The following is a 25,278-nucleotide window of genomic DNA, read 5'->3' on the forward strand; positions in this document are numbered from 1 at the left end:
ATCCACCTGGTTACAAATTGCCAAGCACGCGCGCTCTGGCGATGCAGACAGGTTTGCATCGTAATACGATTAGCAAAGTATATCGTCAGCTTGAAGAAGACGGTTTTGTTGAAAGTCTTGCTGGGTCTGGAATTTATGTACGTGCTCAAGGACACGAAGGAGGAAGCAGACTACGTTCTCCAATTCTTGAACAATACCCACAAGCTTACAAAGTTGTTCAACAAGCGCTCGATGATTTACTTACCCAAGGCTGCACTCTATCACAAGCGCGCGAGATATTTTTAGCTGAAATCGATTGGAGATTACGCTGTAGCGCAAGAGTACTAGTAGCTGTACCTAGACAAGATATTGGCGCCGGCGAATTAATGGCAGGTGAACTTGAGCAAGCCTTAAAAATTCCCATACAGTTAGTAGCAACAGAAGATTTAGCTACAGTATTGGAACAAACTTCGAGTGCAACAGTTGTCACTAGTCGATATTTTATTGCTGATGTTGAATCTATTGCTGCTCCCAAGTCTGTACGTGTTATTCCACTCGACATTCACGACTACGCAAAAGAACTTACTATTGTAAGAACTTTGCCAGTAGATAGCTGTATTGGTATCGTTAGCGTTAGTTCTGGTATTTTGCGTGCTACCGAGGTTATTATTCACGGTATTCGAGGTGACGAACTATTGGTAATGACATCACAGCCAAAAGACACGTATAAACTTCATGCCATAGTCAAACGCGCGCACTTAATTTTCTGTAGCGACCAAGCTAGTTCCATAGCAGTGCAAAATGCTGTGCAAGTAGTTGTGGATGACATTATTCGTCCACCTAAAATAGTTCGTAGTGATAATTATATCGGTGATAAATCGATTAACTTGCTGCGACGTGAATTAGGTTTGGGTTGAAACGTACACAGTGGCGCCAATCGATCGGGCGCGGACTAATAAATTAAGAATTATACTCAAAGTCTTGAGGACTTAGGTAATGGAGTAGTTTTAGAAATACTACTTATTCCTGGTGGTAATTTTATGATGGGTTCGTCGGATAATGAAGGTGATGTAGACGAACGCCCACAACATAAGGTTAAAATTAAGCCATTTTTCATGGGTAAATTTACAGTTACCCAAGCTTAATGGAAACAAGTTGCTACTTTCCCCAAAGTTAATATTGATTTACTACTTGACCCTTCGTTTTTTAAAGGTGCCAATTTGCGAGTTGAGGGAATATCCTGGGATGAAGCGAATGAATTTTGTAAAAGGTTGTCTCAAAAACACAAAAAAACTATCGTTTGCCTAGCGAAGTTGAATGGGAGTACGCTTGTCGCGCTGGAACTACTACGCCATTTCATTTTGGTGAAACTATTACAACGGAATTAGTCAATTATGACGGCAACCAAACTTATAGGGGTGCTGGCAAAGGTCAATATCGTAAAACAACTACTAATGTTGGCACCTTTCCCCCGAATGCTTTTGGTTTATATGATATGCATGGCAACATATGGGAGTGGTGTAGAGATGATTGGCACGAAAATTATAATGGAGTTCCTAGTAATGGGAAAGCTTGGTTGATTGAATCGAATGATAAAGATATTCGCAAAGTGTTGCGTGGTGGTTCTTGGAATTATAATTCCAGAGGATGCCGCTCTGCAAATCGCAGTCGAGCAAAGCCCGATGGGAAGAGCAATTTTGTCGGGTTTCGCGTGGTGATTGTTTTTTGATATGGACAGGCAGGATGCCTATCCTACAAGAAAATTAACTTAAGAATTCTTGGACTACCTTTAAATAAGTTTCTGCGTCTTCTAACATTGGGAAGTGCGCTGTGTCTTTCATTACTACTAGCTTGACTTTATTGGTTAATGCTGCCGCTTTACGTCCTAAGTTAGCAGGAATTATTTGGTCGTATTCTCCTGATATTAATAAAGTTGGTACGGTTAATTTCTCAAATTCTCCAGGCATTATTTCCGCTTGATACTTACTTACTGAAGTAAAAATTGTGCCTAGTGCTGCTTCGTAATCTGCTGCTAAAAAGTCTTCTAAAAACGCTTGACGTTCGGATGCGGGAATCGAACGATGCAAAAAACGCGCCATAAACATTCTATCAACAAGGGGTATTTTTGCTAGCCATTTGGGTCTAAACTTGACTACGTAGCCACCAAATTTATGAAATGCGGCAAAGGCTTTTTCGTCATATTCAAATACACCGCTACATGTCAATATCGCTTTTTCTACTTGTTGTGGATAGCGGTTGAAAAATAATGTGGCTATTGAGGCGCCCATTGAGTGAGCGTTGATATAAACTTTGTGGAGTTGTAGCTTATTTAATAATGCTGCTAAGTCTTGAGCGTATTCTTCAAGTTCGTAAGTTAATTCTTGAATTGCTTCGGCTTCTTCTTGTATAGACTGTGACTCAGCAATTGCTTCACTCGCTTCTAACGTCGTAGGTTTACCCTTGGAACGCCCAAAACCACGCATGTCATAAAGTAAACAGTCGAAATATTCTGACAAAGCTTGTGCGGTGCTTTGCCAGTAACGAGCAGAACCTGCCCAACCATGAATAAACACCATCACTGGTTTTTCTCCCGATGGTTGTTTTATCCATTCATAGTAATGTTGAATGCCACGTACATTAATATAGGACATAAGTAGGGTGCTGTGACGCTACCAACAATTTTAAAACGAAGCTAACCATCTGGTAGCGTCACGCACCGGATTATTATTCTTTACATTGAGTTAAATTTGATTTTTACATTAAAGTTAGGTGCGTGACGCTACTAAATTATTATCTTTGTTTCAAGATTTTAATGACGCCACACACCCTACGCTTTCGGGTTTTGGTTGTCCTACATTAATTAAGGTCAGGTGCGTGACGCTACTAGATTATTATCTTTGTTTCAAGATTTTAATAGCGTCACGCACCCTACGCTGATTCGGGTTTTGGTAGTGAAGATGGATGAATTATGAGTTCGGCAGTTGAACGTTTTTCTACCATTTCTTTTGTGACTGTACAACGACCTACGTCTTTACGTGATGGTAGTTCGTACATGACATCAAGCATCAATTCTTCAACGATACCTCGTAACGCACGGGCGCCTGTTTTACGTCGATATGCTTCTTGTGCAATAGCTCGCAAAGCATCCGATTTAAATTCAAGCTGCACGTTGTCCATTTTGAGCAGTTTTTGATATTGCTTGACTAATGCGCTTCTTGGCTGTGTCAAAATTGCCATCAAAGTTTCTTCGTCGAGTGGGTCTACTACTGCTACCATTGGCACCCGTCCAATAAATTCGGGTATCATGCCAAATTTTACTAAATCATCTGGTTCCAAATGGTGCAATGTGTCGGCAATACGCTTGTCTTTCGATTGACCTTCACCTGGTTGTACAAACCCTATTGACTTTTTACCTATTCTTTGCTCTACAACTTTTTCTAAACCAACGAAGGCGCCACCACAAACAAACAAGATATTGCTTGTATCAATTTGAATACAATCTTGATAAGGATGCTTTCGTCCGCCTTGAGGAGGTACGTTGGCAACAGTACCTTCGAGCATTTTTAACAGCGCTTGCTGCACACCTTCACCAGAAACGTCGCGCGTAATCGATGGATTTTCACTCTTACGAGCAATTTTATCGATTTCATCAATATAAATAATGCCGCGTTGCGCTTCTTCAACGTCAAGGTCTGCTACCTGCAACAACCGTAGCAATATATTCTCTACGTCCTCACCCACATAACCCGCTTCGGTTAATGTAGTCGCATCCGCTACTGCGAAAGGTACGTCAAGAATCTTGGCAAGCGTTTGAGCTAAAAGCGTCTTACCACAACCAGTTGGACCAATTAATAAAATATTAGATTTCTGTAACTCAACCGCATCATCAGGCGAACCTTTACTAGCTCCTTTAGATTGGAGAATAGATAGCCGTTTATAGTGGTTATAAACTGCAACTGATAGTACTTTTTTCGCTTCGTCCTGACCGATAACGTGTTCGTCAAGATATTTTTTAATCTCTCTCGGTTTCGGTATTTGATTAAACGAGAGACTGCTGGAACGGGTGCGACGTTTTTGTGGCTGCTCAGTTGGACGTGCAGGTTGGGAAGCCGCAGCACCGTTTGTGTCGAGCAACTCCTCATCTAGTATTTCATTGCACAAGTCTACGCATTCATCGCAGATGTAGACTCCCGGTCCCGCAATCAACTTACGCACCTGCTCTTGAGACTTGCCACAAAACGAACATTTTAAATGGGAGTCGTACTTAGACATACCAGCCTCTTTATTTAGACAACAGTAAGGTTTTCACGCCTTGGAAGGAAGATTTTGCCTTGAGATGACTTGATCAATCAACCCATAATTGCTTGCCTCTTGAGCCGACATGAAAAAGTCACGTTCCGTATCGGCTTCAATTCTTTCTAGTGGTTGACCAGTGTGGTGTGCCAGCAACTGATTCAACTTAGCTTTATGATAAAGAATTTCTTTGGCTTGTATCTCGATATCAACAGCTTGCCCCTGTGCGCCACCCAAAGGTTGGTGAATCATTATCCGAGAATCCGGTAGAGACATCCGTTTGCCTTTGGCACCTGCGGTTAACAAAAATGCCCCCATCGAAGCGGCTAATCCAAAACATATGGTAACAACATCAGGGCGAATTTGCTGGATTGTATCATAAATTGCCATTCCTGCTGTAACCGACCCACCCGGAGAATTTATATAAAGCTGAATATCTTTCTCCGAGTCTTCCGCATCAAGGAAAAGAAGTTGAGCAATAATTGAGTTCGCTACTGTATCATCTACAGGCGTTCCCAAAAATATGATCCGCTCACGCAGTAAACGTGAGTAAATATCAAAGGCTCGCTCTCCTACCCCAGATTGTTCTACCACCATCGGGACGATGTTGCTAGGACTGCCTAGGGAATTTATTTGTAATTGACCCAAACTACTAATGGGGTAGTTTCCCGATTGCGATACAAGCATCATAGTACTGATGTTTTTGTTGAATCAAACAATAATTGAACTATTAATCTATACGGTAGTTGTACCATTTGAACGAAAGCGAGTTACCACGCGCGCAAACGGCTACTGACTAAGCGCGTAAATTTTATCGATATGTGTTTACCATTATGCCTCATATAATTTTCTAACGTCTTAACACATAAATAGCTGTAAGTAGTAATATCCGTTCTCCCAATGCTTTTATTTTATTCGGGGAAAGGGAGAATTGGTAAGCACTCGCAAGCTGAAGTATCACAGGAAGAACGAGTGAAAGTGCAGGAGGAAGAAAATATAAAAATTTGTGCCTCCCACACAAACCAACACCTTATTGCCCAGATTCAGCGGTTTGAACTTCTTCGTCGCTAGTTTCTGATGCTTCAGAAGACGGTTGAGAATCTATAACTTCTACGTCGATAGTTTCTGGTGCTTCAGAAGACTGCTCAAATTCTTCAGATTGTTCAGGTTCTTCTGCTTTTAGCGAACCTTCCGGTACTAATTCGACGGTCGAGTGTTCAACGAGCCAATCAAGAATTTTTTCGGTTAGCAAATCGTTTTCGACGACCGAGCGCAACTTATCTTGATCAATGTCTTGGTCTGCATATTGTTGCATCAGTTCGTTGACGCGCGCTTCTATTTCTTCGTCGGGGACTTTGATCGATTCACGGTTGCCAACTTCGCGCAGCGACAAGGAACGTTTTATCCGCTCTGATGCCTCACCACGAGAGTTTTCACGCAATTGTGGAATAATGTCTTCTGTAAACAGCTTGCGAACATCCATACCCTGCTGTTGTAAGCGCATTGCTGTTTGCGTCAGCATCGCATCAATTTCTTTCTGAATCAATGTTTCAGGCAAGTCAATCTCAACGTACTTAACAAGCTCTTTAAGTAACGCTTCGTGCTGATTAGATTGTGTTTTATCGCTAGCTTCTTTTTGGTAACGCTCTTCTAACGAAGCACGTAGTTCTGCTAACGTCTCAAAATCGCTAACCTCTTTGGCAAAGTCGTCATTTAACTCAGGAAGCTCTTTTTCTTTAATGTCCTTGAGCGTAACTGTAAAGAGTGCTGGTTTTCCTGCCAACTCTTGATTTGTATATGGGTCGGGGAACTGCGCGCTAATTTCCTTTGTTTCGCCCGGATTCATCCCAACCATGCCACTTACAAATCCTGGTATAAAGCGGTCTTCATACAACTCGACTTGAAAATCTTCTGCTTGCCCACCAGGAATTGGTTCGTCTTCTCCTTCTTCACCTTCCCCCTTGGGCACAACTCCTTTAAAATCAACTACCGCTGTATCTCCTATTTGTGCCGCACGTCCTTCCACAGGAATCAATGTTCCCATTTTTTGACGTTCCGCATCTAACACTGTATCGACACGCGACGCATCGTATTTTACTTCTTCGGCTTGAATGGAGAAACCCGTATAGTTACTAATTTGGATTTCTGGTTCAACGTCAACGGCAGCGGAAAACGTCAGGGTTTTACCTGGTTCGTAGCTACTAATTAAGTCATCAAAGGTTGAGCGCAGTTGGGGTTGACCAATAGCTGGGATTTTCTCTTGTTTGAGGGCTTTTTCAATTCCATCTTGGATTAGTTCTTCGACCGCAGCAGCTTTAACGCGAGTAGTGCCCAAACGCTGTAGCAAGATTGAACGGGGAACCTTGCCTTTACGGAACCCAGGAATATTTACGGTGCGAGACAGGTTCTGTACTACTTGCTCGTAGGTTTTCTGAGTGGCTTCTGGAGCTATTTCGATCGACAGTCCAATTTGGCTTTTAGGAAGTTTCTCCTGGGTAACTTTCATGCTTTATCTCGATTCTATGAATTATATTTTGACGAGGATTGACACAGCACAGAGAAGGAAGTGCAGCTTGTTCAACACTATTTTTGAGGTAGGCGCATACGGTGATAGTATCCGAGTTTACGGTATCTAACAGTTTTTTTAGTCTTGAATACGGGCATTAGCGCGCGACAAACCAACAATAACATCGTTTGAAAGACTGTTTGGATGCTGTGCAGCAGAAATTAAGTTTACAGCTAGTCTCACTAAACTAGGCACTATAGACAAATAAGTTTATGTGTTTAACTTAATGATGTCGCTCGTCTTGACATGGAGAAGGCGTTGATATCTTCCAGTTATGGTATTCTGGTTTTCAACAACGTATTATCTTACTTGCTCTCCAAACAGTCTTTCAACCGAAGTCGGATTTTGGGTTAAGATACTTGGTTACAGTTGTAACAAACGCTGCTAAACACCGCGCGACAGCTGCAAATCCTTTGTTTTGCTTTCTTTAAATGATAGTTCATCAATCATTTCAGCCCAATATCTTAAATAGCTGTGTAAATTAATACTATTTTTATTTTTAATGTGCTATTATTACTTACTCTATCGCAAATGATGACTATATCATTTTGTGCTTGAATACGCTAAAGTAAATTATTCTGTATATAACATGTAGTTTAAATATCGTTTTGTTTCTCTAAACTAATGAACTTATGTAAGAATTTTGGCTTTGATACAGAACACCCGACCATTAAGTAATATCGTGCATGTGGTATTAGAAGTATTATAATGTATAGTAAGTTAAACTAAATTATTTCCGGTCATACATTTCAAGTATTATTAAAAATAATTGTTGATAAAACGTTATGTATATTTGTGGGTAACACATAGTTTGGAAAGAAATTGCAAAAAACGTAACAATTCTTAAAATTAAACGTAATTAGTATCTAAAAGGAGGAAGCCAGTTTGTCAAGACCCTATCGTGTAGCTATTTTGGGAGCGACTGGAGCCGTAGGCAAGGAATTATTGGAATTACTAGAAAGTCGTAATTTCCCTCTTGCTGAATTAAAATTGTTGGCATCCGCGCGTAGTGCAGGACAAAAAATGTCGTTCAAAGGCGAAAGTTTGTCAGTTGAGGCTGCGGATAATAAATCTTTTCACGGCATTGATATAGTATTAGCTTCAGCAGGTGGTTCGACTTCTAAAGCGATGGCACCATCAGCTGTAGAAGCTGGTGCGGTAGTTATCGATAATTCCAGTGCTTTTCGGATGAACCCAGAAGTTCCGTTAGTAGTGCCGGAAGTTAACCCTGATGCTGCATACACACATAAAGGTATCATTGCGAACCCTAACTGTACGACAATATTAATGGCTGTAGCGGTTTATCCGTTGCATAAAGTCAAAAAAATCAAAAGGATTGTTGTCGCAACTTATCAATCTGCGAGCGGTGCTGGAGCAAAAGCAATGGCAGAAGTGCAAGCGCAGGCAAGTGCTATTTTGTCGGGTCACCAACCATCTACAGAAGTATTTCCTTACCCATTAGCCTTTAATTTATTTCCTCACAATACTTCCCTCAATGAACAGGGGTACTGCGAAGAAGAAATGAAGATGGTTAATGAAACTAGAAAGATTTTTGGAACTCAAGAAATTCAAATTACTCCAACCTGTGTTCGGGTTCCCGTACTACGCGCGCACTCAGAAGCGGTAAATCTAGAGTTTGAAGAACCTTTTAACAAAGACGAAGCGCGCCAAATTCTCGCAGGAGCGCCTGGTGTGAAGTTGGTTGAGGACTGGAGCGCGAACTATTTTCCAATGCCTATAGACGCAACAGGTCGTGACGAAGTATTAGTAGGCAGAATACGACAGGATATATCGCTCCAGAACGGCTTGGAATTATGGTTATGTGGAGACCAAATTCGTAAGGGTGCGGCATTGAATGCTGTCCAAATTGCCGAGCTATTGGTGGAAAAAAATCTTGTTAAACCAAGCAAAGCGTTAGTACTAACATAAGGCGCCAGCACCAGAAATATCTTCGGTTTTGATAATTCATAGCAAGTCAAGAGTTTTAGGTATATCTACGTAAAGAATATATAGATTTATTTAAAACTTTGGACGCGCGGTTAAATAGGAGTGTAAAAAGGGTGGTAGATTTTGGTAGAGTTTTAACTGCGATGATTACGCCGTTCAAAGAGGACGGCAGTTTGAATTATGATTTAGCAGCTTCTTTTGCGGCACACCTCGCTGCATCTGGTAGCGATACACTTGTAGTCTGTGGTACAACTGGCGAATCACCAACGCTTTCATGGGACGAAGAGTATAAATTATTTAACGTCGTCCAAGAGGCAGTAGCTGGTAAAGCGAAAGTTATGGCAGGTTGTGGTTCAAATTCCACAGAAGAAGCTATCTCAGCAACTCAAAAAGCCGCTAAAATAGGAGTAGATGGTTGCTTACAAGTAGTTCCTTATTACAACAAACCGCCGCAAGCAGGATTATATCAACACTTTCGCGCGATAGCAGAAGCCGAACCTTCTCTACCAGTGTTGTTATACAACGTTCCAGGTCGCACGGGTCAAAACTTGCAACCGGAGACAGTCGCAAAGTTAGCCGAAGTAAGTAACATAATTGGCATTAAAGAAGCTAGTGGGAACCTAGACCAAGCAAGCGAAATGCGTCGTTTGACACCATCAGAGTTTGACATTTACTCCGGTGATGACTCATTAACCTTACCCTTATTATCTATCGGGGCTAAAGGTGTAGTTAGCGTCGCTTCGCACTTGGTTGGAACGCAAATACAACAAATGATTCAAGCTTATCATTCGGGGCAAGTACAACAAGCTACGTCTATTCATCTACGGCTTTTCCCCTTATTTAAAGCTTTATTTGTTACAACTAATCCAATTCCTGTTAAAGCTGCTTTACGATTATCTGGCTACTCGGTTGGCTCATGTCGTCTACCGCTTGGTGATGCTTCACCCGAAGTCACCCAACAGTTAGAGGTTGTTTTAAAAGAACTAGATTTAATCTAAACAGGGGCTTTTTCTACTGTTACGAGTTAAAGTAGTAGAAGATACATATTAGATATATTGCGTAAATTTCACCAGGTGAAAGGTGGATACATTGTGTTACCAATGAATGTATATAGTTCGTTAATATGACTGATTGAAATAGAACAAATTTTATTTAAGCAATTGATCGAACATCCATATATCAAGCTTCTGCTGTCAGATTGACTTTTAGATATCTGGTTACAGTGACCGGGACGTAAATCAAATTTTTGCTGTTAACTAACTTACAATCACACTCGTAAAAATCTAAGGAGAAAATGGCTAGAAACGAAAATTCAGCCGCCCTCAAAATTATTCCGTTGGGCGGTTTACATGAAATTGGTAAAAATACCTGTGTTTTTGAGTACGATGATGAAATAATCCTCCTCGATGCAGGCTTGGCATTCCCCACTGATGGAATGCATGGTGTAAATATTGTCCTTCCTGACATGACTTACGTGCGTGAAAACCGCCACAAAATCAAGGGAATGATTGTTACACACGGGCACGAAGACCATATTGGTGGCATTGCATTCCACCTCAAACAGTTTGAAATACCTGTTATGTATGGGCCGCGTCTCGCATTAGCGATGCTCGAAGGTAAATTGGAAGAAGCGGGGGTACGTGACCGCACCGAATTACGTTCTGTAATGCCGCGCGACGTTGTGCGAATTGGTAAGAACTTCTTAGTTGAATATATTCGCAACACTCACTCCATTGCTGATAGCTTTACAGTTGCTATCCACACTCCAATTGGCGTAGTTATTCATACTGGCGACTTTAAGTTTGACCACACACCCGTTGATGGAGAGCGCTTTGATATACAAAGGTTAGCTGAACACGGTGAGAAGGGCGTGCTTTGCCTACTTAGCGATTCTACTAACTCAGAAGTACCAGGATTTACTCCATCCGAACGTTCGGTATATCCAAACCTCGACCGAGTTTTTGGGCAAGCAGAAGGAAGATTGTTTATAACCACTTTTGCTTCGAGTGTTCACCGTATCAACATGATTTTGGAGTTAGCGCAGCAGCACGGTCGTGTTGTTAGCGTTGTTGGACGGTCGATGCTCAACCTAATAGCTCACGCGCGTAACCTAGGTTATATAAAGTGTCCAGATAATTTATTGCAACCGCTCAATAGCATTCGTAATTTACCAGACGAAAAAGTATTGATTTTAACAACAGGTTCGCAGGGTGAGCCAATGTCAGCAATGACACGCATTGCCAATAAAGAACACCCACATATCAAGATTCGCACTGGTGATACAGTAGTATTTTCAGCCAACCCAATTCCTGGTAATACGATAGCGGTAGTAAACACCATCGATAAATTGATGATGCAAGGCGCCAATGTTGTTTACGGACGCGAGAAAGGAATTCACGTATCAGGACATGGCTGTCAAGAAGATCAGAAATTAATGCTGGCACTAACTCGACCCAAGTTTTTTGTGCCCGTTCACGGTGAACACCGGATGTTAATTAAGCACTCGCAAACCGCGCAAAGCATGGGTGTGCCCAAAGAGAATATGGTGATAATTGATAACGGGGATGTTATCGAATTAACACAAGAATCGATACGTGTTGGTGGTAAAGTGCCAGCAGGTCTGGAGTTAGTTGACACTTCAGGTTCAGGCATGGTTAGCGCGAAAGTCTTACAAGAACGTCAGAAAATGGCAGAAGAAGGTCTTGTTACAGTTGCTGCAGCCATTGACTGGAGTGGTAAATTGCTCGCTAAACCCGAACTTCACATGCGTGGAGTGGTGACGAATGTTGACAAGTCTTTGGTACTTCGTTGGGTACAGCAGCGAATTGAAGAAATTCTCAGTGTACGATGGGGAGAATTTGCTCAAACTTACGAAGGTAAAACGGATGTAGACTGGGGTGGTTTACAAGGTTTGATTGAACGTGATTTAGCCCGTTCGTTACGTAAAGAGTTGCATTGTCAGCCAAATGTAACATTATTAATGCAAATTCCTGATGAACCAGCAGTGACAGTAGTGACGGTGACGCCAGCAGCCACCGCAACCACAGTTGCTGCTGACGGTAGAAGGCGCCGAACTAGAACTGCCGCACAAGTTGCTTCTTAAAGTGCTGAGTTAAAAGTGCTGAGTGCTGAGAGTTTTTTTAAATTCTTGGGTTCAGCACTAATTATTTATATTTTTGTTTTCTGAGTAAATTTCCTAATAATAAATAATCTAAAAGGACTTCGCGTCAAACGTAATAACAATGATAGAGCGCGAAAAAAATTTGCATAACTTAAATTGGTGTTAACTTACATCCATACCTAACAGAAATATGATGGCTTTAACATCAATCGCTGTAATCCCGGTATATATACTGGTGGAGATTCATTAGTATGTAATGTAATATTTATTACTTACAAACCCTGGAACTAGTATCCAAGATTACTTTCTCAAAAGAAAAATTCCAATAGAATTTACTGAGTTCAATTAAATTTCAATTTTGGGGAACTAATGTACAGTAGCTTACTTCTGATGCTAACGAGTGGCTTTAATAATGGGTCACTCATGCTTTTGCAGTATTTATAGATATTTGTCTATGGTGAATCCAGTATTGCTTGTAAAAAACTTGTATAAAGTGTAATAATTATCTGTCAAAAGGCAGATGACTTTATTAGAATTTTAAATATGTCAAGTTATCAACAAGATAGTAGTATCGCCCTACCGATTATAAGGAAATTGCGGTTAACTGGACGTAGATAATAAATGGACTCTGATTTAAGTAGCGATTCGCATGTTTGTACTTCGACTGTGTAGCGCAACGAAAAAACCTAGATTGTGTTACAAAAGTCTGTCAGATTGCATCGAGGCGTAAAGCCAATTTCTTCCGGGAGAGATAATTAGCTTTTGATATTAACTGTTAGTTTTTAGTTCAAAACCCTCAATATGGTAGAGGAGCGAACCATGAAGGTAGGTAAAAATACCGCACCAAAGATTTTTTTTGCAAGCTGGGTATCTCTCAACAACGCACAACCAGAAAACCAACTTCCCGAAAAGCCTGGTTTTGATTGTTTAAAGCCATTGCGGAACTGGGTAGACAGCATTGAAGTTAGCGACCGTAAAATCGCGCACAAGCTTTGTAAGTTTATTCCGTCTCAATGCCCATTTGAGCGCGACATTAGTTTATTCGGCAAAACCTTGTTCCACATTCCACCAATGTGCAAGCTTAACCCTTTATACGATGAAGTCGTTGGTTTACGCTTTCGTGCGCTGTGTTACCTCGCTGATAAATGTGGCGAAGATGTTTCACAATACTGTTAATAGTGCTGAGTGCTGAGTGCTGAGTTAGGAATTAGGAGTTAGGAGTTAGGAGTTAGTAATTTAACTCATAACTCAGCACTCAGCACTCATAACTCAGCACTCAGCACTCATAACTCAGCACTCAGCACTAAATTATTATCTTTTCCACTGTTGAATAGCTTTTTGTGCAGCACTATAAGCGGGTGTTCCTTGTGGAACTAGTGTAGCAGTACTAATAGCAGCTTGTGCGTTACCTTTAGCCGCGCGCTTTCTAGCTAGATTTAAAATTTCCTTACTCCACTTATCTATAGATTTTTGCGCTACATCAAAACCTGGTTCGCCTTTTGGTACTTTTTTAGCGACTTCGATAGCACGGTTGTAGCTTGATGCTTGTCCAGGTTTGACTAAACCTGTAGCTGCTTCAACGACGGTTTTGTTACTAACATATTGTTTGGCTTGCAGGCGCCACTGTGTAACTGCGTTGTCTGCTTTTTGATATAACGCTTCGTTTTCGCCTATCAACTGAGCAGCAGCAACAGCCGAAGAGTACTGGCGTTTAGACGCACGTTCTTGTGCCAAGTCAAATATCATACTGTTCCAAACTTGAATATTAGCCTGCGCTTTTTCATACTCCTGGTCTGTTGGTTTAATTTTACGCGCGGAAGCAATGGCAATTTTTAAATCGGTTGCTTGTGTAGGGGTAAGCGATAATTTATCTAATTCAGCTAATGCTTGTTTACGACTTTGCGGGTCTATCGGTGTAGTTGTTGCTGGTATTGTTGTTTGTGTTGGTGTTGCTTCGGGTGTAGCGACAGTTACTTGTGGTTTGGGTGTAGTCTGTGGTGAAGAGGGTGTAACTGGCACCGATATCTCAGGTTGCCCAGTCACTGAGTTTTTTGGAACCGAGTTTTTTGGAACAGTGTTAACGAGTGATGTTTCATCAGAATTTGTATTCGGTGATGTCGGTTGCTCGACTACCCCAGATTGATTCCGGAATAATAAAAGCACTATCATCCCTAGTAGCAATGTTATGCTACCACCCCACAATAGTACTTGTAAAAAGAAAGGTACGCCTGCACTATCTTGTTCCTGATGCTCTTGTGAGTCAGGAATATCGTTTATCGGTGCGGGTTGCTGAGTTTCCACTCTTGGTCTGGCAGGGGGAAGTGAAGGGGGTAAGCTTCGTTGCCCAAGCGGCGCCTCATTGATAGTTGAATTGATAGATGAACTGACACCTGAGTTGATACCTGAATTAATACCTGAATTACTACCTGAATGAACATGCTCTGGTGCGCCAAAATTCGTTACGGCAACTTGATTTTGGACTTTTTGGGCATTTTGAGCATTTTGAACATTGTGAAGCTGCGAATAATGATTTGATAAATTATGCGCTGGATGAGGGTTGTGTTTGGTTGTAGCGTTTTCCAAAGCGGGAGTTGATAGTGCCGAGGCGAAGATTTCTTCAGATACCACTATCGCTGGTGCGTCGTCGTTTTCTAATTCAAAGTTTCCCAAGATAACCTGCTTGCTCGAAGTCATAACTGTGACAGGGTTTTGCGTCGGGCGCCAGAAATGCTGACATAATTCTGGTGTCCGAATGCTTAAATAGGCTTCTAATTCGCCTAACGTGTTGCCATTTCCCGAACGTAAAGCCTCTAAAAGTGCTGCTGTAAAGAAACCATGACCCAGCTCGCTACTTGAATAGGAAAATTGTTCGGGTTGGCATGACAAAATCAAGGGGAGTTTTAATTCCTGCGCGAGGTCAATTATTTCTTGCCCAACATGCGTCTCGTTCAATGTACCAAACGCATGGTTAATATCAAGCAACATCAATGAATTAACGCCCGATGCTTGTAAGCTTTGCATGACGTAAGCAACTTCGATACCCGTCTCTTCAATACGTTCAGGAGTTCCATCGATGGGCATCAAATAATCTCTACCGTTGTGGTTAACTCCGTATCCGCAGAAAAAAAACCACACACGGTCAGAGGGGCGCCAACAAGCAGCAGCTAAATCCTCAAGCAGTAATAAAATATTCTCCCTAGTCGGAGTAGTCGGTCGGTCACCAATTGGCGGCGAAGTATCGCTCATCAACAAGCACTGCTGCTGTCTAAAAGCTCCATCTTCAATCAAAAAATCCCTAAGCGCAAGAGCATCAGCTTGAGCGCAAGCTAGAGGTTGAAGAAACTGATATTGATTGATACCGATGGCTATCGCCCAGTTATTTGCCATCACCAAAGATTGCACTTAATTTTACATTATCGAATAATTGCGGTTGGCTTCTGTTAGAAAACAAGGCTAACCTAATTAATCTGAGTGATTATTTCAACCCAGAAGAATTACGGTTAAATTTATTACTTGCTTTTTAACGCAATTTCCATAGGAGTTATTCAGGAGCTAAAAGCATATGAAAAAACATATGAAAAAACAAACAAAAAAACCAGTTCATAAACCGTTAAGCATAAATACCCTACAGGCAGAGAATATTTTAAAGTTATTTAATCCCTCTTTGCCTCAGTTGCGAGCGAAAATCCGGATAGTTAAAGCCATATTAATGTTAGGTATAGCCATTCCTGTATGGGTTGCTACGGAAGGAATATGCCCTCGAATAGTGCGAGCTTATACCGCAACTGGCGATATTGTTGTTGACCGTTTGCCCGAAGAAACTTACGAAAACATATTAACTAGGGCAGAAGCAGCAGCGCGCGCGGCAGCACAACGTACTTTTGACCAGGATATTTTAATTACAGAAGTATCAGTCATAATTTCAGGGCAAAATTATGGCGCAATAGCACCAATACTAGAACTGCGAGTTAGCCGTCAGCAATGGCGTAACCGTCCCGACCCCAAAATCTGGGCAAAATATTTCAAGACCGCGCGTCGCTTGTTATTATTTGACCAACAAGCAGTTCAACCACAACCACAACCCCAGCAACAACCTCAACCACCCAAACCAACACCAGCAACATTACCACCCAGTCCAAGAAATCCGAAATAGCCTTCTCCTTGTCTTCCTATTCCCAATTCTTGTAAATGGCATAGAATAAAAAGGTTGTCAAAAATTGCGATATCCTAACACATGGCTGTTCCAAAGAAGAAAACCTCAAAATCAAAACGTGACTCACGACGCGCGACCTGGAGACATAAAGCCCAAGTGGAAGCACAAAAAGCTATCTCTATGGGAAAATCAATCTTGACTGGACGTTCAACCTTTGTCTATCCAACAGATGAAGAAGAAGGCGAAGAGGAAGAGTAATATGTAGAGACGTGATTAATCACGTCTGTACGAGTTATGAGTGCGCTCGTGCTGAGTGACTAATAACTCCTAACTCCTAATTCCTAATTCCTAACTCTTATTGCCGATGCCAGGGAAATTTTTTCAAAAACCAACCGAAGCTAACGACCGAGTACCACCAGGTCAATATTTAACAAATGGCTTTCCGGTATTGACTTACGGTGCCACTCCCCAGGTTGATATGAATACTTGGGAATTTTGTATATCTGGTTTAGCGGCGCCATTAACTTTAACTTGGGACGACTTCATGAAGTTACCCCAAAGTGAATTTACTGCTGATTTTCATTGTGTTACCCGGTGGTCAAAACTGGATGTGAAATGGACTGGTATTAAAGTTACTGACTTTATGAAGGTTATTGAAGTCGATCCAGGCGCCAAGTATGTAATGGAACATTGTTATGGTGGTTATACTACCAACATTTCAATGGATGATTTTATTCGCGAAGAAAACTTTTTTGCGTTTAAATTATTTGGCGAACCGCTACCGGCAGAACATGGTGGTCCAATGAGGTTAGTTGTACCTCACCTTTATGCTTGGAAAAGCGCCAAGTGGATAAATGGTTTAGAATTTCTCAACAATGAAGAACTCGGCTTTTGGGAACGTAACGGTTATCATCAACGTGGTGAACCCTTTGCCGAAGAACGTTATAGTTATTAGACATACTTGTAGCTAACCTTGTGTGTGGAACGGGCATCCTTGCCCGTCACACCTAATCGCCTTTAATTTACAAAACGTTACTTTTTGAGTTAAAATATAAATTTATTTTATAGATAGTAAGTTTAGTTTCACTGAAAATACGGGAAATCTAAATATAGATTTAATGTATAGGCAAGAAGTGAAATTATGCCGTCAATTATGATAGCAGGCTATGAAATTACCGAGGTAGTTTATGAAGGCATCAACACTATTATTTACCGAGGAGTTTCGCCAACAGGGCAGAAAGTTATTCTTAAAGCATTAAAAGCAGAATATCCCAGCTTAGAACAGATTACTCGCCTCAAGCACGAATATCAAGTTACCAAAAATCTTGATTTAGAAGGTGTTGTTAAACTTGACTATTTAGATAAACATCAAAATAGATTTGTTTTAGTTGCGGAAGATTTTGGTGGTATTTCCCTCAAAGAATTTTTGGTTAGAGGGAAATTATCCCTGTTAGAATTCCTTGCTATTGCTGTACAGCTAGCAAAAAGTTTGATTTCGCTACACAATCATCAAATTATTCATAAAGATATTAAACCCGCGAATATTATCATTAATCCTGAAAGCGGGCAAGTAAAGTTAACCGATTTTAGTATTGCAACTCGTCTTAGTAACGAAACGACACCTTTAATCAATCCAAACCAACTAGAAGGAACTTTAGCGTATATGTCCCCAGAACAAACGGGACGTATGAATCGCAGCATCGATTTTCGCAGTGATTTTTATTCGCTAGGGATAACTTTTTACGAGTTGCTGACGGGTAAATTACCTTTTGTGAGTAATGACAAATTAGAAATAGTGCATTGTCACCTTGCTGTACAACCTACTCCTATTGAGAAACTAAACCCAGAAGTTCCACAAACTATCATCAAAATCATTAATAAATTGATTACAAAAAATGCTGAAGATAGATATCAAAGTGCAACAGGACTTTTGGCTGATTTGCAAAGGTGTTTGTCCGATTTGAAAGCAACAGGAGAAATTCAGCTATTCACACCAGGAGAATTAGATAAAAACTCCCAACTATTAATTCCTCAAAAACTATATGGACGAGAAAAGCAAGTTGAACAATTACTTCAGGTATTTGAAAGAGTTAGCCAAGGAAGTTGTGAATTAGTTTTAGTAGGTGGTTATTCAGGTATTGGTAAAACGGCATTAATTAATGAAATTATCAGAAATTTAACGAGACAAAAAGGTTATTTTACCTCCGGTAAATTTGACCAGTTCCAACGTAATACTCCCCTATCGGCGCCGTTACAAGCATATCGTGGATTAATTTGTCAGCTATTAACAGAAAGTCAGGAGCGTTTGCAATATTGGAAAGAGACTTTTTTAAATGCTTTAGGAAATAATGCTCAAATCATTATTGATGCAATTCCAGAATTAGAATTAATTATCGGTAAACAACCATCAGTACCGGAACTAGGTGCTATAGAAGCTGCAAACCGTTTAGTTCGTTGTTATAATCAGTTTGTTCAAGCTTTGCTCAGTTCAGAACACCCGTTAGTTACATTTCTTGATGATTTACAGTGGGCAGATACAGCTTCACTACAAGCATTGCAATCTATTTCTACTGATATTAATAATTGTTATTGTCTTAACATCGCTGCATATCGAGATAATGAAGTAAGTCCTAGCCACCCTTTTATGCAAGCGGTGGAAACAATGCGTCAGGCTGGTGTTAAAATTACACAAATAAATTTGGAACCATTAGGTTTAGAAGATGTTACACAGTTAGTAGCAGAGACGTTACAAAGTTCTGTAGATAAAGTTGTATATTTAGCAAACTTATTATTTGAAAAAACTCAAGGTAATCCATTTTTATTAACGCAATTACTTAAATCTTTGTATGAAAATAAGTTGTTATGGTTTGATTCCCCCCTTCAGGGGGGACAGAGGGGGGTATGGCAATGGAATTTAGAAAAAATTCAACAACAAGCGATTACTGATAATGTTGTAGAGTTGATGATAGATAAAATTTCTAAATTACCTACATCAACACAAAGAATTTTACAATTAGCTGCCTGCATTGGTAATCAATTTAATTTAAATATTTTAGCTGTAGTTAATCAAAAATCTTGGGAAGATACCGCGCGCGATTTATGGGCAGCCTTACAAGTTGGTTTAATTGTACCTGTCGGAGATGACTATAAATTGCCACTGGTTTTAAATACAGAGGAAATAGCTTCAGTAATTTCTCTGGGGAGAAATATTCAATATCGCTTTTTGCATGACAGAGTACAACAAGCTGCATATACTTTGATTCCCGATAATCAAAAACAAACTACTCATTACCAAATTGGGCGCCTATTTCTACAAACTTTATTACCCGAAGCATTAGAAGCCCAAATATTTGATGTAGTGAACCATTTAAATATTGGATTAGATTTAATTGAGCAAACTACCGAAAAATTCGAGTTAGCAAAACTCAATTTAGCTGCTGGAAAACGAGCAAAAGCTTCACTTGGTTACGAAGCTGCCTTTAAATATACCAATACAGGCTTATCACTTATACCTCAAGACAGTTGGGAAACTCACTACATAATCACCCTAGCACTGTATGGAGCAGCCATCGAAGCCGCTTATCTGTGTGGCAAATTTGACCAGATGTCACAACAAATTGAAGTCGTGCAACAACATGCTCAAACAGTACTGGATGTTGTCAAAGTTTATGAGAGTAAAATTTTAGCACACTTAGCTCAAAAACATTTGTCCGAAGCAGTTGCGGCAGGTTTAGAAATTTTGGCAAAACTAGGTTTAACGTTTCCCCATTCTCCTAGCTGGCAAGATGCAGAAGAAGCATTAAAAGAAGTTATTGGCTTAATTCCAGAAGCTGGAATTAACTCGTTATTAGAGTTACCACCTATGACTGACCCACAGTCACTTGCCATTTTGCAAATTCTGAATTCAATTGTGTCGGCAACCTACTGTGTTTGCCCTCCTTTGTTTGCCCTTAATATTTTGGCACAGATAAAGTTGTCCATCCAATCTGGTAATGCGGTTCTATCAGCCTTTAGTTATGGTTTATTTGCTAGCTTGCTTTGTAGTGGTGGTGACATTGAGTCAGGTTATCAATTTGGTGATTTAGCACTTCAGCTACTAGATAAACTTCAAGATAGGACGGTTGCTGCTAGGGTTTTACTCAGTGTGACAAGCTATTCAAAACATTGTAAATCTCACCTACACAAAAGTCTTCCTTTATTTCAAGCTGGAGCGCAAGCTGGTTTGGAAAATGGAGATTTAGAATTTATTGCTTGGAATGATTCTCTTTACTGTCGTTTCTCCTATTGGACTGGGCAAACACTTTCCCATCTCGAATCTCAAATTGTATTTCATATACAAAGAATTCGCTCCTCTCGGCAAGAAGTTCAGTTAAGCCATACGGAGATGATACATCAAGTTGTTCTCAACCTTATGGGGCATTCGATTCATCCTTGCCAACTCACGGGTGATGTTTATGACGAGGTACAGTCTCTTGCCAATTACCAAGAATACGAAGATGGGTATGGACTTTATGCTTTGCATTTACACAAGCTGATTCTAAATTATTTGTTTGAGCAGCACGTGCGTGCTTTAGAAAACGCAACTCAAGCGGCCTTGCATCTAGTTACTGTTTCTAGTTTGCCAGAACTACCCTACTTTCACTTTTATGATTCGCTCATACGGTTAGCATTATATAATGAGCGCGATTCGCTTCAAAAACAGCAGGACATGGAGCAAGTGAGTGCAAACCAAGCAAAAATGCAGCACTGGGCACATCATGCTCCAATGAATTATCAGCACAAGTTTTATTTGGTTGAAGCAGAAAAATATCGAGTCACGGGGCAAGTGCCAGAAGCAATGAATTACTACGACCTAGCAATTCAAGGCGCCTTAGAAAATGATTATATTCAAGAAGCTGCTCTTGCCAACGAACTTGCAGCTAAATTTTATCTATCTCTAGATAAGAAGAAAATCGCCAAAGTTTATATGACAGAAGCTCATTATTATTACACTCAATGGGGAGCAACAGCCAAAGTTAAAGACTTAGAAAAGCGTTATCCTAGTTTGATTAATAGCACTTATGAAACTCAATCTAATTCTGTAATCAGTTCCTTAATTACAAAAACAACTCAAACGACGACCAGCAGCACTTCAACAAGCAGTGAATTTTTAGATTTTGTAACGGTTATGAAAGCATCTGAAGCTATTCAAAGTGAAAATAGCTTAGATAAATTACCTCAAACTATACTAAATATTATCTTAGAAAATGCTGGTGCCCAAAAGGGGTGTTTAATTCTCGATAAATCAGGAAATTTATATATTGAAGCAATTGATTACAATGAAGAATCTCTAGAAATCATCCTAGAATCTAGTTCTGTAGAAACAAGTGAAAATATACCTGTATCTTTGATTAATTACGTAGCACGAACTCGGCAACCGCTGGTTATAAATAACGCTACTACTGAACAAGTGTATCAGAATGATTTATATATTCAGCGTCAGCAGCCAAAATCGATATTATGCTCTCCAATATTTTACCAAGGTGAGTTTATAGGTCTTTTCTATCTGGAAAATAATTTGGTGACTGGTGCATTTACAACCGCAAGGTTGGAATTACTAAAAGTTCTTTCATCACAAGCAGCAATTGCGATTACAAACGCGCGTCTTTATGCTGAACAGGAGAAACAAGTACGCTCATTACAACAAGCTCAAATTCAATTAAAACAGCAAGAGGAACAGTATCGTACAATTTTTGAAAGTGCCAATGATGGATTATCAATAATTGATTTAGAAACATATAAATTTGTAGCATTAAACCCAACAAATTGTCAAATGTACGGTTATACATTTGAAGAATTTGTCAACCTGCAACCTCAAGATTATATTTATCCAGACTCGCTACCTTTATTTGCAGAATTTATAAAAGCAGTGAAAGTAAGTCAGGAATACTCCTGCGAAGCTGTTGTTATCCACAAAGATGGAACGTTTTTTGATATTGAAGTTAAAGCTACTAGTTGCATGTACAATGGTAAGCTGCATGGATTAGTTATTACCAGAGATATTAGTCAGCGCAAAAAAGCCGAAAATGTGTTACAGCAAAAAACGTTAGATTTAGAGCAAGCATTATACAAACTGCAACAAACCCAAACTCAACTCGTACATACCGAAAAAATATCTTCTTTAGGACAATTAGTAGCAGGTGTTGCCCATGAAGTCAATAACCCTGTTAGTTTTATCAATGGTAATCTAACTCATGTCAAGCAATATGTAGAAGATTTGATTAATTTGTTGAATCTATACCAGAAACATTTACTAGAAACACCAGCAGAAATTGAAGAGGAAATTGAAAACATTGACTTAGAGTATTTACTTGAAGATTTACCCAAAATGATTTCTTCGATGAAACTAGGTACAACTCGTATTAAAGAAATTATGCAGTCGTTACGTAATTTCTCTCGTAATGATGGAGATGATAAACGCGCGGCAAATATTCACGAAGGTATTGATGCGACTCTAATGATTTTGTCCCATCGACTCAAAGCAATTCCAGAACGTCCTGCGATTCAAATTATTAAAGAATATGGTGATTTGCCTATGGTTCAATGCTTTCCTGGGCAATTAAATCAAGTATTTATGAACTTGACAGCTAACGCAATTGATGCTTTTGAAGAGTTTAATCAAGGCAAAAGCTACCAAGAAATAAATAATATCATCACCATTCGTACCACTGTAGAAAATAACTGGGTAACTATTAGTATCGGTGATAATGGTATGGGTATGAGCGAGGAAGTGAGACAGAAATTATTTAATGCTTTCTTTACTACAAAACCAGAAGGTAAAGGCACGGGTTTAGGATTATCTATCAGCTATCAAATTGTGACTGAAAAACATGGTGGTAGTTTAGAGTGCATTTCTTCACCAGGGAATGGCGCCACTTTTGTAATTAAAATTCCACAGTAATGTGTCGTCTCTACTGTTTCATCGGTAAACAAACAGTAAATACGCTTCCTTTGCCAACCTCAGAATTAACATCAATACTACCTTGATGCGCTTCGACAATGCGACGCGAAAGATATAATCCTAAACCACTACCCGAACGTTTATGACTACCTTGGCGAAACCTTTCAAATAAAGTTGCTTGTTCTTCAGGTGGTATACCCACACCTGTATCGACGACTTCTACTATAAAGCTTTCATCTATATTATTTGCTGCAAGACGAATTGTAACTCCACCCTTATCTGTAAACTTAATTGCATTACCTACTAAGTTGGTAAAAAGTCGATGAAGTTCTAAGCGGTCTCCTATTAGAGTACTTTGATTTAAGTCGTCCTTGACTTCCAAATTTATAGTTAGTCCTTTGGGTTGTGCGATAGGCGCCAATTCACCGACTATTTCTTGGAGTAACTTATTTATATCCACTTGTAAAAAAGCGAGTGCTTTGCGTCCAGCTTCAAACCGATAAACTTCGAGTAAAGTATTTACCATCTCCAGTAAATTAGTATTGCTGCGTCCCATGATGGTAATAATTTCATTCATTGGTGGTGATAGTTCACCAACAGCACCCTGCAATAGTAAGTCAAGCATCCGTTCAGCAGCAACCAACGGTGTGCGTAAGTCATGGGTGAGACGCGAGACAAAATCTTCCCGTTGCCGCGCGATTTCATCACGTTCATCAATACTGTGTTTTAAACGTAACAAAGAACGCACACGCGCGAGAAGCTCATCGACGGTTACAGGCTTGCGAATAAAATCATCTGCCCCCATATCAAGTCCCTGAGCCACATTCGGTGAATCATGTGCTGTAATTAAGAGAATCGGCATAAACCGCATTTCCTTATTTGCACGGATACGGCGAGTAACCTCGTAACCATCCATTCCGGGCATCATTAAATCAAGCAATACTAAATCAAAGCTAGATTCCTCGATTTTTGCCAGTGCAGTGGCGCCATTTTCTGCGGTGCTAACGATATAACCATCTTCTTCCAAAATGGTGCCAATTAGAAATACGTTGTCGGGGGAATCATCGACAACAAGGATTTTATCTGGATGAGCAGCAGAATACGCCATATATTAAGAAAACTATTAAGAAAATATAAGTTAACAGCCGAAAGATAGAAATAAGTTTTATTTATATCTCTATTTTGGTATAGTCTGTAGATTTTGCCTCATGCCTAAGAATGATTCTTTGTCAGAAAGCAATTATCAAGTTACTGTATATACTATTTGGCGCCTAGTATATTCAACATAATTACTTATCAGCAAAATCATGGCACGTAAACTCATCGAACTCGACGCAGGCAACGGCGAAACTATCTTGGTAGCAGTAGAAGTACCAGAAGTGTCAGTAGGACGTGTTGCTGCACCAGGTGATGTAGCTATAGAGAAAGTAGACCGGAATTTTGATACCGTTCGAGACTTGATTATACGTGGTTGCCGTCCAATTACGCAGGCATTTAAAACTTTACAAAAAGAATCACAACCTGCATTTGCCGAAGTTGAGTTTGGTATAAATTTTACAGCCAAAGGTTCCGTTTACGTCGTCGAGTCTACCGGACAAGCATCACTAAAAGTAAAAATAACCTGGAACTTGGCGCCGGACGTAAACAAATTACCACCCCCACAACCCTCACAACCTGAAGAACAAGCGTAGGTTGGGTGGAGGCGCCTCGGTTCCCAACATTTCTTATATCTCGCACCGACACGACACCCTATAAGAATGAAACTATACGAGCAAAGCCTGCCTACGCTATTCGCGTTAACTTTCCTTTTACTTCACCGCTTAACTACGATTTGCGCGGTTATTTAAACCAAATACAGCAGCGTGAGTGGAAGTCTTTTGCTGATACTTCTAAAATATTGCAAGAAATATTAACATTATTAGCTGAAGATTCTAAGGGTACAGTATATTTTGCTGCCACGCAAGAATTAATAACGGCGCCTATAGTCGAAAGTCAAGATAGTCCTCGTCACATTTTCTTAAAAATCAATAATTCGTGCTTCTTCATCAGAATTAAGACTAGGATAAGATAATAATTCAATTTCTGTAATAACTGAAATTAAATATTTTGCTGGCGGTAAAGGATGTATGAGTAGTTAAAGCTCCTATTTTTGACTATCCTAACTTTGAATATTTAGAAGCAGAAGGGAGTTGATCCCCCCAACCCCCCTTCCACGCGGCAGGGCTGTTTCATTCCCTCTCAAATCGGATTTGTCAAGATGGTTAGCTATAAAAATCATA

The 25,278-nt window shown here is 40.1% G+C and carries 17 protein-coding genes and 1 pseudogene; 12 read left to right on the top strand and 6 right to left on the bottom strand.

Features of this window, described 5'->3' with window-relative positions; all coding sequences use genetic code 11:
* Both AC2JBO_RS25990 and AC2JBO_RS25995 read left to right on the top strand, forming a co-directional pair.
* Nucleotides 1–896 (top strand): GntR family transcriptional regulator (locus tag AC2JBO_RS25990; RefSeq protein ID WP_496956527.1); only part of this gene is annotated, 896 nt, incomplete at its 5' end.
* 66 nt (nucleotides 897–962) lie between these two features.
* Nucleotides 963–1,708 (top strand): annotated as a pseudogene (locus AC2JBO_RS25995) (formylglycine-generating enzyme family protein); the annotation flags it as partial.
* Between the two features lie 34 nt (nucleotides 1,709–1,742).
* Here AC2JBO_RS25995 and AC2JBO_RS26000 read toward each other — a convergent pair.
* From AC2JBO_RS26000 to tig, 4 genes are all read right to left on the bottom strand, one after another.
* Nucleotides 1,743–2,630, bottom strand: coding sequence for an alpha/beta fold hydrolase (locus tag AC2JBO_RS26000; protein WP_496956528.1), 888 nt, complete (start codon nucleotides 2,628–2,630; stop codon nucleotides 1,743–1,745).
* Nucleotides 2,631–2,907: 277 nt separating this feature from the next.
* Nucleotides 2,908–4,251: an ATP-dependent protease ATP-binding subunit ClpX gene (clpX, locus tag AC2JBO_RS26005; protein WP_496956529.1), complete on the bottom strand. Its 1,344-nt coding sequence runs from the start codon at nucleotides 4,249–4,251 to the stop codon at nucleotides 2,908–2,910.
* 33 nt (nucleotides 4,252–4,284) lie between these two features.
* On the bottom strand, nucleotides 4,285–4,959 hold the full coding sequence (clpP, locus tag AC2JBO_RS26010) for an ATP-dependent Clp endopeptidase proteolytic subunit ClpP (protein ID WP_496956543.1): 675 nt from the start codon (nucleotides 4,957–4,959) through the stop codon (nucleotides 4,285–4,287).
* A gap of 343 nt (nucleotides 4,960–5,302) precedes the next feature.
* A complete protein-coding gene (tig, locus tag AC2JBO_RS26015; protein ID WP_496956530.1) occupies nucleotides 5,303–6,778 on the bottom strand; it encodes a trigger factor in 1,476 nt (491 codons plus the stop codon).
* A 945-nt stretch (nucleotides 6,779–7,723) separates the two neighbouring features.
* On the opposite strand from tig, the gene AC2JBO_RS26020 reads away from it, so the two are divergent.
* From AC2JBO_RS26020 to AC2JBO_RS26035, 4 genes are all read left to right on the top strand, one after another.
* Nucleotides 7,724–8,767 (top strand): aspartate-semialdehyde dehydrogenase, encoded by a 1,044-nt coding sequence (locus AC2JBO_RS26020; protein ID WP_496956531.1) that lies wholly within the window; start codon nucleotides 7,724–7,726, stop codon nucleotides 8,765–8,767.
* Between the two features lie 131 nt (nucleotides 8,768–8,898).
* Nucleotides 8,899–9,783 carry a 4-hydroxy-tetrahydrodipicolinate synthase gene (gene dapA / locus AC2JBO_RS26025; RefSeq protein WP_496956532.1) on the top strand — a complete coding sequence of 295 codons (885 nt, stop codon included), beginning with the start codon at nucleotides 8,899–8,901 and terminating at the stop codon, nucleotides 9,781–9,783.
* A gap of 296 nt (nucleotides 9,784–10,079) precedes the next feature.
* Complete coding sequence (locus tag AC2JBO_RS26030) at nucleotides 10,080–11,888, top strand: ribonuclease J (RefSeq protein ID WP_496956533.1); 1,809 nt, start codon at nucleotides 10,080–10,082, stop codon at nucleotides 11,886–11,888.
* Between the two features lie 837 nt (nucleotides 11,889–12,725).
* Entirely contained in the window at nucleotides 12,726–13,082 is a 357-nt protein-coding gene (locus tag AC2JBO_RS26035) for a Mo-dependent nitrogenase C-terminal domain-containing protein (protein ID WP_496956534.1), read from the top strand.
* A gap of 135 nt (nucleotides 13,083–13,217) precedes the next feature.
* Here AC2JBO_RS26035 and AC2JBO_RS26040 read toward each other — a convergent pair whose 3' ends face one another.
* Nucleotides 13,218–15,293, bottom strand: a complete 2,076-nt coding sequence (locus tag AC2JBO_RS26040) for a caspase family protein (protein WP_496956535.1) — start codon at nucleotides 15,291–15,293, stop codon at nucleotides 13,218–13,220.
* A 187-nt stretch (nucleotides 15,294–15,480) separates the two neighbouring features.
* Between AC2JBO_RS26040 and AC2JBO_RS26045 the strand changes: the two genes are divergently transcribed.
* The 4 genes from AC2JBO_RS26045 to AC2JBO_RS26060 all read left to right on the top strand — a co-directional run bounded on the left by AC2JBO_RS26045 (nucleotide 15,481) and on the right by AC2JBO_RS26060 (nucleotide 22,999).
* On the top strand, nucleotides 15,481–16,059 hold the full coding sequence (locus AC2JBO_RS26045; protein ID WP_496956536.1) for a hypothetical protein: 579 nt from the start codon (nucleotides 15,481–15,483) through the stop codon (nucleotides 16,057–16,059).
* Between the two features lie 81 nt (nucleotides 16,060–16,140).
* The gene (rpmF, locus tag AC2JBO_RS26050; RefSeq protein WP_496956537.1) at nucleotides 16,141–16,317 is read left to right on the top strand and encodes a 50S ribosomal protein L32; all 177 of its coding nucleotides are present in this window, start codon (nucleotides 16,141–16,143) and stop codon (nucleotides 16,315–16,317) included.
* 106 nt (nucleotides 16,318–16,423) lie between these two features.
* Complete coding sequence (locus tag AC2JBO_RS26055) at nucleotides 16,424–17,014, top strand: sulfite oxidase-like oxidoreductase (RefSeq protein ID WP_496956538.1); 591 nt, start codon at nucleotides 16,424–16,426, stop codon at nucleotides 17,012–17,014.
* A 186-nt stretch (nucleotides 17,015–17,200) separates the two neighbouring features.
* Nucleotides 17,201–22,999, top strand: coding sequence for an AAA family ATPase (locus AC2JBO_RS26060; protein ID WP_496956539.1), 5,799 nt, complete (start codon nucleotides 17,201–17,203; stop codon nucleotides 22,997–22,999).
* A 10-nt stretch (nucleotides 23,000–23,009) separates the two neighbouring features.
* Here AC2JBO_RS26060 and AC2JBO_RS26065 read toward each other — a convergent pair whose 3' ends face one another.
* Complete coding sequence (locus AC2JBO_RS26065; protein ID WP_496956540.1) at nucleotides 23,010–24,107, bottom strand: hybrid sensor histidine kinase/response regulator; 1,098 nt, start codon at nucleotides 24,105–24,107, stop codon at nucleotides 23,010–23,012.
* Between the two features lie 199 nt (nucleotides 24,108–24,306).
* On the opposite strand from AC2JBO_RS26065, the gene AC2JBO_RS26070 reads away from it, so the two are divergent.
* Together AC2JBO_RS26070 and AC2JBO_RS26075 are read left to right on the top strand one after the other, a co-directional pair.
* The gene (locus AC2JBO_RS26070) at nucleotides 24,307–24,690 is read left to right on the top strand and encodes a CU044_2847 family protein (RefSeq protein WP_496956541.1); all 384 of its coding nucleotides are present in this window, start codon (nucleotides 24,307–24,309) and stop codon (nucleotides 24,688–24,690) included.
* Nucleotides 24,691–24,695: 5 nt separating this feature from the next.
* Entirely contained in the window at nucleotides 24,696–25,070 is a 375-nt protein-coding gene (locus AC2JBO_RS26075; protein ID WP_496956542.1) for a hypothetical protein, read from the top strand.
* Nucleotides 25,071–25,278: the final 208 nt, after the last annotated feature.

This window comes from Calothrix sp. CBUCES-K 9914 (assembly GCF_059640475.1).

Excerpts from the sequence above, each read along its gene's own strand:
- AC2JBO_RS26030 (WP_496956533.1), top strand. The coding sequence starts at position 10,080 with ATGGCTAGAAACGAAAATTCAGCCGCCCTCAAAATTATTCCGTTGGGC.
- AC2JBO_RS26045 (WP_496956536.1), top strand. The coding sequence starts at position 15,481 with ATGAAAAAACAAACAAAAAAACCAGTTCATAAACCGTTAAGCATAAAT.
- AC2JBO_RS26070 (WP_496956541.1), top strand. The coding sequence starts at position 24,307 with ATGGCACGTAAACTCATCGAACTCGACGCAGGCAACGGCGAAACTATC.
- AC2JBO_RS26065 (WP_496956540.1), bottom strand. The coding sequence starts at position 24,107 with ATGGCGTATTCTGCTGCTCATCCAGATAAAATCCTTGTTGTCGATGAT.
- clpP (WP_496956543.1), bottom strand. The coding sequence starts at position 4,959 with ATGCTTGTATCGCAATCGGGAAACTACCCCATTAGTAGTTTGGGTCAA.
- AC2JBO_RS26060 (WP_496956539.1), top strand. The coding sequence starts at position 17,201 with ATGCCGTCAATTATGATAGCAGGCTATGAAATTACCGAGGTAGTTTAT.
- AC2JBO_RS26040 (WP_496956535.1), bottom strand. The coding sequence starts at position 15,293 with ATGGCAAATAACTGGGCGATAGCCATCGGTATCAATCAATATCAGTTT.
- clpX (WP_496956529.1), bottom strand. The coding sequence starts at position 4,251 with ATGTCTAAGTACGACTCCCATTTAAAATGTTCGTTTTGTGGCAAGTCT.
- AC2JBO_RS26000 (WP_496956528.1), bottom strand. The coding sequence starts at position 2,630 with ATGTCCTATATTAATGTACGTGGCATTCAACATTACTATGAATGGATA.
- AC2JBO_RS26035 (WP_496956534.1), top strand. The coding sequence starts at position 12,726 with ATGAAGGTAGGTAAAAATACCGCACCAAAGATTTTTTTTGCAAGCTGG.
- tig (WP_496956530.1), bottom strand. The coding sequence starts at position 6,778 with ATGAAAGTTACCCAGGAGAAACTTCCTAAAAGCCAAATTGGACTGTCG.
- rpmF (WP_496956537.1), top strand. The coding sequence starts at position 16,141 with ATGGCTGTTCCAAAGAAGAAAACCTCAAAATCAAAACGTGACTCACGA.
- AC2JBO_RS26055 (WP_496956538.1), top strand. The coding sequence starts at position 16,424 with ATGCCAGGGAAATTTTTTCAAAAACCAACCGAAGCTAACGACCGAGTA.